Here is an 11,636-nt window from a genome sequence, read left to right as displayed (position 1 = left end):
TCCGATGTCAGATCACATCCGGAACAGGCCGAACCGGGTCTCCGGGATCGGCACGTTCAGCGAGGCCGAGAGCGACAGGGCCAGGATCTCGCGGGTCCTGGCAGGATTGACGATGCCGTCGTCCCAGAGGCGTGCGGAAGCGTAGAGCGGATGGCTCTGGCGCTCGAACATCTCGATCGTCGGGCGCTTGAACTCGGCTTCCTCCTCGGCCGACCATTCGCCGCCGTGCCGCTCGATGCCGTCGCGTTTCACCGTCGCCAGCACGCCGGCCGCCTGCTCGCCGCCCATCACGGCGATGCGGCTGTTCGGCCAGGTCCACAGGAAACGTGGGCTGTAGGCCCGCCCGCACATGCCGTAATTGCCGGCGCCATAGGAGCCGCCGATCAGCATGGTCACCTTGGGCACCGAAGTGGTGGCCACGGCGGTGACCAGCTTGGCGCCATGCTTGGCGATGCCGCCGGCCTCATAGGCGCGGCCGACCATGAAGCCGGTGATGTTCTGCAGGAAGACCAGCGGGATCCTGCGCTGCGAGCAGAGCTCGACGAAATGCGCACCCTTCACGGCGCTCTCGGCGAAGAGCACGCCGTTGTTGGCAACGATGCCGACCGGGATGCCGCAGACATGGGCGAAGCCGCAGACCAGCGTCGGCCCGTAGCGCGCCTTGAACTCGTCGAAGCGCGAGCCGTCGACGATGCGGGCGATGGCCTCGCGCACGTCGTAGGGCGTCTTCGGATCGGCCGGCACGATGCCGAGCAGTTCGTCCGGATCGTAGGCCGGCGCCTCGGGCGCCTGCAGTTCCACCGTGAACGGCTTCGGCCGGTTCAGATTGGCGACGGCGCGGCGGGCGAGTTCCAGCGCGTGGAGATCGTCGTTGGCCAGATGGTCGGCGACGCCGGACAGCCGCGTATGAACGTCGCCGCCGCCCAGATCCTCGGCCGAGACCACCTCGCCCGTGGCCGCCTTCACCAGCGGCGGGCCGGCGAGAAAGATCGTGCCCTGGTTGCGCACGATGATGGTCTCGTCGCTCATCGCCGGCACATAGGCGCCGCCGGCGGTGCAGGAGCCCATGACGACGGCGATCTGAGGAATGCCCTTCGCGGACATCTGCGCCTGATTGTAGAAGATGCGGCCGAAATGGTCGCGATCCGGGAAGACCTCGTCCTGGTTCGGCAGATTGGCGCCGCCGGAATCGACCAGATAGACGCAGGGCAGGCCGTTCTGCTCGGCGATCTCCTGGGCCCTGAGATGCTTCTTCACCGTGGTGGGAAAGTAGGTCCCGCCCTTCACCGTGGCGTCGTTGGCGAGCACCATCACCTCGCGGCCCGCCACCCGGCCGATGCCGGCGATCATGCCGGCAGCCGGCACCGCGTCGTCATAGAGCCCGTGGGCGGCGAACAGGCCGACCTCCAGAAAGGGCGAGCCGGGATCGAGCAGGCCCTCCACCCGGTCGCGCGGCAGCAGCTTGCCGCGTGACAGATGCCGCTCGCGGGCCCTGTCGCCGCCGCCCGCCATGGCGGCCTCGGCGGCCACCTCGACCGCCTGCATCTGCCGGGCCATGGCCTCGCGATTGGCCGCGAAGGCGTCCGAGCGCGGCGAGATGGACGAGGTGAGGACCGCCACCTACGCGGTCTCCCGGAACAGTTCGCGGCCGATCAGCATGCGGCGGATCTCCGACGTGCCGGCGCCGATCTCGTAGAGCTTGGCGTCGCGCAGCAGCCGGCCGGTCGGATAGTCGTTGATATAGCCGTTGCCGCCCAGCGCCTGGATTGCCTCCAGCGCCATCTGGGTCGCCTTCTCGGCGGCATAGAGGATGCAACCGGCGGCGTCCTTGCGGCTGGTCTCGCCACGATCGCAGGCCGCCGCTACCGCGTAGACATAGGCCCGGCAGGCATTCATCGTGACATACATGTCGGCGAGCTTGCCCTGCATCAGCTGGAACTCGCCGATCGGCTGGCCGAACTGCTCGCGCTCGTGGACATAGGGCACGACGACGTCGAGGCAGGCGGCCATGATGCCGAGGGGGCCGGCGGAGAGCACCACGCGCTCGTAGTCGAGGCCGCTCATCAGCACCTTTGCGCCGCCGCCCTCCTCGCCGAGGATGTTCTCGTAGGGCACCTCGCAATCCTGGAACACCAGTTCGCAGGTGTTGGAGCCGCGCATGCCGAGCTTGTCGAGCTTCTGGGCGGTCGAGAAGCCGGCCATGTCCTTCTCGATCAGGAAGGCGGTGATGCCGCGCGGGCCGGCATCCGGATCGGTCTTGGCGTAGACGATCAGGGTCGAGGCGTCGGGACCGTTGGTGATCCACATCTTGGTGCCGTTGAGGACGAAGCGGTCGTTGCGCTTGTCGGCCCGCAGCTTCATGCCGACAACGTCCGAGCCGGCGCCGGATTCCGACATGGCGAGCGATCCGACATGCTCGCCCGAGACGAGCTTCGGCAGATATTTCGCCTTCTGCTCGGCAGTGCCGTTGCGCCGGATTTGGTTGACGCAGAGATTGGAATGGGCGCCGTAGGACAGGCCCACCGAGGCCGAGGCGCGGGAGATCTCCTCGATGGCGACGCAATGGGCGAGATAGCCCATGGCCGAGCCGCCATATTCCTCCTCCACCGTGACGCCGAGGAGCCCGAGGGCGCCGAGCTCCTTCCAGAGTTCGTTGGGGAATTCGTTGGTCCGGTCGATCTCCGACGCGCGGGGGGCGATCCGCTCCTGCGCGAAGCGGCGCACCATGTCGCGCAGCGCGTCGATCTCCTCGCCAAGCGCGAAATTCATGCTCTTGTCGAACATCGTCCTGTTCCTCCCTGACCCCGACCGTCCTGAGGACGGGCGTTCGGGATCGACCGCGAATCGTGCCGATCTCATCCCGGCTGCCGGCATTGGCGGCGAAGGTCTCCCCTCCCCGTGCGAAGGTCAACTCGCCAGCCGGTCGCAGCGACCGCCATGCGTCATCCGGCGGGCCCGGCCCGACGCCGGCTCGCGCCCCGCCAGCAACCGGCCAGTCGTGGTGCAGATTGATATTGCTGCATTGCAATATTGCGCTGCATTATCGCACGGAGGGACAATATAGGACAGACGTCGAAGCCGGTTCATCCGAAAGTACTATAGTCGAAAACCGCGGACTCGTGGACGATGCGCGTCATCCGGCGGGATCTGGGGCGGACGATCGACATGTCGTGCTGTCTGCCGCTACGGCCGGAATGGGATAATCGGGAGGTGACCAATGGCATTTTACAAGGACGGATGGACCCGTCGTCGACTGCTGACGACCGGCGCCGGCATCACGGCCGGTCTCGCCATGCCGCATGTCTTCACGCGCGGGGCCTGGGCGCAGGATCAGGCATTCTGCAACAACCCGTCCGGTGGCACCGTGACGCTCGGCTTCAACGTGCCGCAGTCCGGTCCGTATGCGGATGAAGGCGCCGACGAGCTGCGCGCCTTCCAGCTGGCGGTCAAGCACCTGAACGGCGAAGGCGACGGCGGCATGTTGTCGACGATGCAGCCGTCCAACCTCAAGGGCAACGGCATCCTGGGCAAGAAGGTCGCGTTCGTGACCGGCGACACCCAGACCAAGTCCGACGCGGCCCGCGCCTCGGCCAAGCGCATGATCGAGGCCGACAAGGCGATCATGATCTCCGGCGGCTCGTCCTCGGGCGTCGCCGTTGCGGTGCAGTCGCTCTGCCAGGACATGGGCGTGATGTTCATGGCCGGCCTGACCCACTCCAACGACACCACCGGCAAGGACAAGCGGCGCTACGGCTTCCGCCACTTCTTCAACGCCTACATGTCCGGCCAGGCGCTCGGCCCGATCCTCGCCGAGGAATATGGCAAGGACCGCCGCGCCTACCATCTGACCGCCGACTACACCTGGGGCTGGACCCAGGAAGAGTCGATCAAGAACGCCACCGAAGGGCTGGGCTGGGAGACGGTGGAGGCCGTTCGCACCCCGCTCGGCGCCGGCGACTTCTCGCAGTATCTGACGCCGGTCCTGAATTCGGGCGCCGACGTCCTGATCCTGAACCATTACGGCGGCGACATGGTCAATTCGCTGCGCCAGGCCGTCACCCAGTTCGACATGCGCTCCAAGCAGGTCAACGGCAAGGACTTCCAGATCGTCGTGCCGCTGTTCTCCGAGCTGATGGCACAGGGTGCGGGCGAGGCCGTGAAGGGCATCCTGGGCACCGCCAACTGGGACTGGAAGCTCGACAACGCCGCCACCAAGGCGTTCTCGAAGTCCTTCGGCGAGGAATACGGCAGCCCGCCGTCGCAGGCCGCCCACACCTGCTACGTCCAGACGCTGCTCTACGCCAACGCCGCCGAGACCGCCGGCACCTTCTATCCGCCGGAGCTGATCAAGGCGCTGGAAGGCTTCGAGTTCGACGGCATGGGCAATGGCCCGACGCTCTACCGCGCCGAGGACCACCAGTGCTTCAAGGACGTGCTGGTGGTGCGCGGCAAGCAGGAGCCGACCAACCAGTTCGACCTGATGGAGATCGTCAAGGTCGTGCCGCGCGACGACGTGACCTACGACGCGTCGATCTTCGGCGGCGAGCTCGGTCCCTACGACGCCAAGGAATGCTGATCGCATCCTGACCCGATCAGGTCGCCGGCAGACATGCCGGCGACCGTCCAGCATCGCAGACATCAAGACGACAGGCGCCGGCCCAGCGGGCGACGGCGACACGAGGCAATCGAACTGCCGCTCGCCAGGGCCGCGCGTATCGACCCCGACAATTCAAAGCGGCAATGCCAGGAGCGACCAAGGGGCACATGGACGCCATCATTCTTCAGATCCTCAACGGTCTCGACAAGGGCGGGGCCTATGCGCTCATCGCCCTCGGCCTGACCCTGATCTTCGGTACGCTCGGGGTGGTCAATTTCGCCCACGGCGCCCTCTTCATGCTCGGCGCCTTCTGCGCCGTCGCCTTCTCCATGGTCCTGTCGATCTCCGAGCGCGTGCGCGACGAGAGCGTGACCTTCTTCGAGGCCTACAAGGAAGTCCCCTATCTGGAGATCTGGTTCGGCGACACCGGCCGCACGATCCTCGACTGGTCGGTCCCCTTGTCGATCCTCGTCGCGATCCCCTTCATGCTGCTCGTCGGCCTGGCGATGGAGCGCGGCCTGATCCGCTTCTTCTACAAGCGCAGCCATGCCGAGCAGATCCTCGTGACCTTCGGCCTTGCCATCGTCCTGCAGGAGATCGTCAAGCACTATTTCGGCGCCAATCCGATCCCGATGACCGCGCCCCCGGCCTTCGCCGGCAGCGCCGACATCGGCCAGTGGTTCGGCATTCCCGGCCTAAGCTATCCGATGTGGCGCATCGTCTACTTCCTGTTCTCGCTGGCCATCATCGGCGCGGTCTTCGCCTTCCTGCAGCTCACCACCTTCGGCATGGTGGTCCGGGCCGGCATGGCGGATCGCGAGACGGTGGGCCTGCTCGGCATCAATATCGGCCGCAAGTTCTCGATCGTCTTCGGCCTCGCCGCCGTCGTCGCCGGGCTGGCGGGCGTCATGTACACACCGATCCTGTCACCCAACTACCATCTGGGCATGGACTTCCTGGTGCTGTCCTTCGTGGTCGTCGTCGTCGGCGGCATGGGGTCGCTCGGCGGCGCCGTGGTCGCCGGCTTCCTGCTCGGCATCCTGCAGTCCTTCTCCTCGATGACCGAGATCAAGGCGATCCTGCCGGGCATCGACCAGATCATCATCTACCTTGTCGCCGTCGTCGTCCTGCTGGTCCGCCCGCGTGGACTGATGGGCCGCAAGGGCGTCATGGAGGCCTGATCGATGAACAGCGCCATCACCTCGACCGACCTCGGCGGCACGCCGCACGAGACCACCCGCAAGACCCGCGACTCGCGGCCGTTCTTCGCGACCACCATGGGCGACTACGCCTTCACCGCGATCTTCGCGGCGGCCGTCCTGACCATGCCGATCTGGCTCGCGCCGATCGGCGCGGGCTACCCGGACATCCTGCAGAAATTCGCGATCTTCGGGATCTTCGCGATCGGCTTCAACATCCTGTTCGGCTTCTCGGGCTATCTGTCCTTCGGCCATGCGGCCTTCCTGGGCACCGGGTCCTACGCCGCGGTCTGGATGTTCAAGCTCCTGTCGATGAACGCGATCTTCGCGATCCCCTTTGCGATCATCGTCGCCGGGCTCCTGGCCCTGGTCATCGGCTTCGTCTGCCTGCGCCGCGCCGGCATCTACTTCTCGATCCTGACGCTCGCCTTCGCGCAGATGTCCTACAACCTCGCCTATTCGGTGCTGACGCCGATCACCAACGGCGAAACCGGACTGCAGATCTCCCGCTCCGATCCGCGGCTGATCGACCGGGCGCTGGGCGAAGTCGGCGCGGGCCTGCCCAAGCCGAACTTCTTCGGCATCGAGCTGCAGGGCTATCCGGGCTTCTATTTCTGCGCGATCCTGCTGGTCCTCGGCTTCTTCCTGGCGCTCAGGATCCGCAACTCGACCTTCGGCATGATGCTGTTCGCCATCAAGTCGAACCAGAACCGCATGGGCTATACCGGCTTTGCCGCCCGCCCCTATCTGCTCACCGCCTTCGTCATCTCGGGCATGTATGCCGGCCTCGCCGGCGGCCTCCTGGCGGTCACCGATCCCCTCGCCGGCGCCGACCGGATGCAGTGGACGGCGTCGGGCGAGGTCGTGCTGATGACCATTCTCGGCGGCGTCGGCACGCTGCTCGGTCCGGTGATTGGCGCGGCCGTGATGAAGTATCTCGAGCAGATCTTCTCGTCCTTCAATGACGGCTTCCTCTATCGCAGCTTCGACTTCCTGCCCGGCTGGGCACAGAACCTGGCGGTCGAGATCACCAGCCCCTTCGTCGGCGAAGGCTGGCACCTGACGCTCGGCCTCCTGTTCATGGTCATCGTCATCTTCCTGCCGGGCGGGATCATGGAGGGGCTGCGCCGCATCGGCGCCCTGTTCCACAAGCCCAAACCGGCTGACGGGTCCACCGGCGACACCGCCGCTGCCCGCGCGAACCACGAATAGAAAGAGCCGGCATGGACATTCTCACCATCAACGGCGTCAGCAAGCGCTTCGGCGGCCTGAAAGCCCTCGACGACGTCAATCTCAGGGTCAAGGAAGGCACGGTCCACGCGATCATCGGGCCGAACGGCGCCGGCAAGTCGACCCTGCTCAACACGCTGGTCGGGCGGATCGTGCCGGACGAAGGCACCGTCGAGTTCAACGGCGCACCGCTGCTCGGGCACAATCCGTACGAGATCAACCAGGCCGGCATCGCGCGGGTGTTCCAGACGCCGGAGACCTTCGCCGAGCTGACGGTCATGGAAAACGTCATGATCCCGGCTTTCGCCCGCAAGGACGGCGCCTTCAAGATCAATCTCTGGGGGCGCGCCAACGACCGGCGTGTCGTGCTGGAGGAGGCCGAGGAGATCCTCGAGGATCTCAACCTGGCCGCCCAGCGCCACCAGCGGGTCGATTCCATGTCCCGCGGCGACAAGCGGCGGCTGGAGCTGGCGATGTGCCTCGTCCAGAGGCCGAAGCTGCTGCTCCTCGACGAGCCGACCGCCGGCATGTCGCGGGCCGACACCAACAACACCGTCGATCTCCTCAAGGCGATCGCCAAGCGCGGCATCACCAAGGTCATCATCGAGCACGACATGCATGTCGTGTTCTCGCTGGCCTCGACCGTCAGCGTGATGGCGCAGGGCACGGTGATCGCCGAAGGCACGCCGGAGGCGATCAAGGCCGATCCGCGCGTGCAGGAAGCCTATCTGGGGGGAGCCCATCTATGAGCGACACGATCGACGCCGTCCGGCCGCATGGTCGCAGCGCCCGGGCCGAGTCCGTCCGGTCCGAGGGCCAGCCCTTCTTCGCCGCCCGCGACCTGCACGCCTATTACGGCGAGAGCTACATCGTGCAGGGCGTCTCCTTCGAGGTGCGGGAGGGCGAGATCGTCGCCCTGCTCGGCCGCAACGGCGCCGGCAAGACCTCGACGCTGCGCACCATCGCGCGGGCCGGTTCGCCGGAGCTGAAGCATGGCGAAATCTGGCTAGACGGCCAGCCGCTGCACACAATGCAGGGCTACGAGGCGGCCCGGCTCGGCGTGCAGCTGGTGCCCGAGGACCGGCGGATCATCGCCGGCCTGACGGTGGAGGAGAACCTCAAGCTCGCGCAGATCGAGCCGCCCATCGGCTGGTCGCTGGAGCGGATCTACGAGCACTTTCCCCGGCTGGCCGAGCGCCGCACCCAGGAAGGCATCACCATGTCCGGCGGCGAGCAGCAGATGCTGGCCGTTGCCCGGGCGCTGGCCCGTGATGTCAAGCTGCTGCTGCTGGACGAGCCTTATGAGGGGCTGGCGCCGGTCATCGTGCAGGAAATCGAGCGCATTCTGGAAGAGATCAAGCAGATCGGCATCACCACGATCCTGGTCGAGCAGAACGCCATCGCCGCGCTGCATCTGGCCGACCGGGCGATCATCCTGGAGATGGGCGAGATCGTCTTCGACGGTACCGCCCAGCAGATCATCGACGACAAGGAAATGCGGCTGCAATATCTCGCCGTCTGACCCGTCGCCTCAAGCCGACAACGAAAAAGCGCCCGGCGGCAACGCCGGGCGCTTTCGGTTTTTGGGCGACGGACGCCGGCGGGATCAGCCGAGCTTGGCTGTCACCGCCTCCACGGCATCGGCGGTGCGCTCCACCACCATGTCGGCCTCTTCGCGGGTCAGGACGAAGGGCGGCGCAAAGCCGAGGATGTCGCCTTCCGGCATGGCCCGGCCGATGACGCCGCGCTCCAGCAGTGCCGCCGCGATCTGCGGTCCGACCTTCAGCGACGGGTCGAAGAACTTGCGGTCATCCTTGTCCTCGACAAACTCCACCGCGGCCATCAGGCCGTCGCCCCGAACCTCGCCGACATGGGCGTGGCCCGCCAGCGCGTCGGCGAGGCCCTTGCGGAAATGCGCGCCGACGGTGCCGGCATTCTCAACGAGGTCGAGCTTGTCGATCAGTTCGAGATTGGCGACGCCGGCGGCCGCACAGAGCGGATGCGCCGAATAGGTCCAACCATGGCCGATCGGGCCCATCTCGTCGGAGCCCCGGACGAGAACGTCCCAGACCTTGTCGGAGATGATGCTGCCCGACAGCGGTGCATAGGCCGAGGTCAGGCCCTTGGCGATGGTGATGATGTCCGGCTTGATGCCGTAATGCTCGGAGCCGAACATCGTGCCGAGACGCCCGAAGCCGGTGACCACCTCGTCGGCGACCAGCAGGATGTCGTATTTTGCCAGCACGGCCTGGATCTTCTCCCAGTAGCCGGCCGGCGGCGGGACAATGCCGCCGGTGCCCAGGATCGGCTCGCCGATGAAGGCGGCGACCGTGTCCGGCCCCTCGGCGAGGATCATCTCCTCCAGCTTGTCGGCGCAATGCTGCGAGAACTGCTCCTCGCTCATCGAGCGGTCTTCGCGGCGGAAATAATACGGCGCCTCGGTGTGCAGGATCGGCGCGCGCGGCAGGTCGAAGGCGTTGTGGAACAGCTTCAGGCCGGTGAGCGAGCCGGTCATCACGCCCGAGCCGTGATAGCCGCGCCAGCGCGAGATGATCTTCTTCTTCTCGGGCCGGCCGAGGATGTTGTTGTAGTACCAGATCAGCTTGATGTTGGTCTCGTTGGCGTCCGATCCCGACAGGCCGAAATAGACCCGGCTCATGTGGTCCGGCGCCCGGTCGATGATCATCTTGGCAAGCTGGATCGACGCCTCGGAGCCGTGACCGACATAGGCGTGGTAATAGGGCAGCTTGTGCGCCTGCGCCGCGATCGCGTCGGCGATCTCGGTCTGGCCGTAGCCGACATTGACGCAATAGAGTCCGGCAAAGGCGTCGAGGCTTTCACGGCCGTTGGTGTCGACGATGGTCGCGCCCTTGCCGCCGGCGATCACCCGGGTCGGCGTCTCCCCGCGGGCATGGCTGCCCATATGGGTCGACGGGTGGAAGAAATGATCGCGGTCGAAGGCGGCGAGTTCGTTGTTCCGGTCGAGCATTATCTGCTCCTTTCCTGACTGTATGCGTCGTGACTGAATGCGGATCTGTCGAAAGCGGCGGTCAGCCGATGTCCTGACAGACATATTTGAGGTCGGTGAAGGCTTCGAGGCCGTGGCGGGCCCCTTCCCGGCCGATGCCCGACTGCTTGACGCCGCCGAAGGGGACCGGCGCGCCGGTGATCTTGACCCGGTTGACGGCGACCATGCCGTATTCGAGCGTCGCGGTCATGCGGGCGATCCGCGCGGCGTCACGCGTCACCAGATAGGCGACGAGGCCGTATTCGGTGTCGTTGGCGCGGGCCAGAACCTCGTCCTCCGCGTCGAAGGGGGTGACGGCGGCGACCGGGCCGAAGGTCTCCTCATGCATGATCAGCGCGTCCTCCGGCACATCGGCCAGTAGCGTCGGCCGGTAGAAGAGCGGCCCAGCGGCATCACGGCCACCGCCGGCGAGGCAGCGGGCGCCGCGGCCGACGGCGTCGTGCACCTGCGCCTCGACCTTGGCGATGGCGCGGGCGTGCATCAGCGGGCCGATCTCCGTGCTGGCATCGAGGCCCGGCCCGACCGCCAGCGCCTCGATCCGCGCCTTGAAAGCGGCCAGGAACGGCTCGTAGATCGAGCGCTCGACATAGATGCGGTTGGCCGCCAGGCAGTCCTGCCCGGAGGTGGCGAACTTGGCGTCCATGGCGATGTCGACGGCCCGGTCGAGATCGCTGTCGGCGAAGATCATCAGCGGCGCGTGGCCGCCGAGTTCCATGATCAGCCGCTTGACCGTCGGCGCGGCCTGCGCCGCGATCAGCCGGCCGATCTCGGTCGAGCCGGTAAAGCTCATGGCCCGCACGCGGCTGTCCTCGCAGAGGCGGCCGACGATCGTCGCGGCATTGCCGGTGACGACGTTAAAGACGCCGGCCGGCATGCCGGCGCGTTCGGCCAGCGCCGCCAGCGCCAGCGCCGAGAACGGGGTTTCCGACGAGGGATGGGCCACCGTCGTGCAGCCGGCGGCGAGCGCCGCGGCGGCCTTGCGGGTCAGCATGGCCGCCGGGAAGTTCCACGGCGTCACCAGACCGACGACGCCCAGCGGCACCCGGGAAAGCGTCATCTGGGCGTTCGGCAGATGGCTGGTCAGCCCCTCGACAGCGATGCGCCGCGTCTCCTCGGCATAATAGTCGACGAAGGACGCGGCATAGTCGATCTCGCCGCGGGATTCGGCCAGGGGCTTGCCCTGCTCCAGCGTCATCAGGAGCGCCAGATCCTCACGCGACGCAAGGATCAGATCATGCCAGCGCTTGAGGATCCGCGCCCGCTCCTGCGGCAGCAGGGCGCGCCAGGCCGGCAGGGCGGCTTCGGCCGCGTCGATCGCCCGGCTGGTATCTTCCGCGGTCAAAGCGGGGATGAACCCGAGGGTCTCGCCGGTGGCAGGATCGGTGACGGCGACGGTCGTTTCGCTGGTGATCCAGCGCCCGCCCAGAAAAGCCGCCTGGACGAACAGCGTCGCGTCGTCCAGCGCGGCCAGAGGGTGAAGGGTGTCGAGATGGCGTATCGCTGCAGACATGGCGCTCTCCTGTTCCGTCAGGAGAACGCTATCGCGTTCGCAGGCGAGACGTCGGCCATAGATCGGCCCGGG

The 11,636-nt window shown here is 66.7% G+C and carries 9 protein-coding genes; 5 read left to right on the top strand and 4 right to left on the bottom strand.

Features of this window, described 5'->3' with window-relative positions; translation table 11 throughout:
- Positions 1-12 precede the first annotated feature (12 nt).
- The gene (locus J3367_RS16690) at positions 13-1,620 is read right to left on the bottom strand and encodes a carboxyl transferase domain-containing protein (protein ID WP_024351120.1); all 1,608 of its coding nucleotides are present in this window, start codon (positions 1,618-1,620) and stop codon (positions 13-15) included.
- Positions 1,621-2,784, bottom strand: coding sequence for an isovaleryl-CoA dehydrogenase (locus J3367_RS16685; RefSeq protein WP_024351119.1), 1,164 nt, complete (start codon positions 2,782-2,784; stop codon positions 1,621-1,623).
- A 433-nt stretch (positions 2,785-3,217) separates the two neighbouring features.
- Between J3367_RS16685 and J3367_RS16680 the strand changes: the two genes are divergently transcribed.
- The 5 genes from J3367_RS16680 to J3367_RS16660 all read left to right on the top strand — a co-directional run bounded on the left by J3367_RS16680 (position 3,218) and on the right by J3367_RS16660 (position 8,548).
- Complete coding sequence (locus tag J3367_RS16680; RefSeq protein ID WP_024351118.1) at positions 3,218-4,576, top strand: substrate-binding protein; 1,359 nt, start codon at positions 3,218-3,220, stop codon at positions 4,574-4,576.
- A gap of 188 nt (positions 4,577-4,764) precedes the next feature.
- Positions 4,765-5,778, top strand: a complete 1,014-nt coding sequence (locus tag J3367_RS16675; RefSeq protein WP_024351117.1) for a branched-chain amino acid ABC transporter permease — start codon at positions 4,765-4,767, stop codon at positions 5,776-5,778.
- 96 nt (positions 5,779-5,874) lie between these two features.
- Positions 5,875-7,008, top strand: a complete 1,134-nt coding sequence (locus J3367_RS16670; protein ID WP_035695048.1) for a branched-chain amino acid ABC transporter permease — start codon at positions 5,875-5,877, stop codon at positions 7,006-7,008.
- An 11-nt stretch (positions 7,009-7,019) separates the two neighbouring features.
- The gene (locus tag J3367_RS16665; RefSeq protein ID WP_024351115.1) at positions 7,020-7,775 is read left to right on the top strand and encodes an ABC transporter ATP-binding protein; all 756 of its coding nucleotides are present in this window, start codon (positions 7,020-7,022) and stop codon (positions 7,773-7,775) included.
- Entirely contained in the window at positions 7,772-8,548 is a 777-nt protein-coding gene (locus tag J3367_RS16660; RefSeq protein WP_024351114.1) for an ABC transporter ATP-binding protein, read from the top strand. Before J3367_RS16665 ends, J3367_RS16660 begins: the two co-directional genes overlap by 4 nt.
- Before the next feature lie 84 nt (positions 8,549-8,632).
- Here J3367_RS16660 and J3367_RS16655 read toward each other — a convergent pair whose 3' ends face one another.
- Both J3367_RS16655 and J3367_RS16650 read right to left on the bottom strand, forming a co-directional pair.
- Positions 8,633-10,015: an aspartate aminotransferase family protein gene (locus J3367_RS16655; RefSeq protein ID WP_024351113.1), complete on the bottom strand. Its 1,383-nt coding sequence runs from the start codon at positions 10,013-10,015 to the stop codon at positions 8,633-8,635.
- A gap of 61 nt (positions 10,016-10,076) precedes the next feature.
- Positions 10,077-11,564 carry an NAD-dependent succinate-semialdehyde dehydrogenase gene (locus J3367_RS16650; RefSeq protein ID WP_024351112.1) on the bottom strand — a complete coding sequence of 496 codons (1,488 nt, stop codon included), beginning with the start codon at positions 11,562-11,564 and terminating at the stop codon, positions 10,077-10,079.
- Positions 11,565-11,636: the final 72 nt, after the last annotated feature.

It is taken from the genome of Aurantimonas sp. NFXS3 (genome assembly GCF_049132005.1).
Taxonomy (GTDB): Bacteria; Pseudomonadota; Alphaproteobacteria; order Rhizobiales; family Rhizobiaceae; genus Aurantimonas; species Aurantimonas coralicida.
The sequence above is the reverse complement of the archived record's forward strand: the minus strand, read 5'-3'. Positions and strand labels throughout refer to the sequence as shown.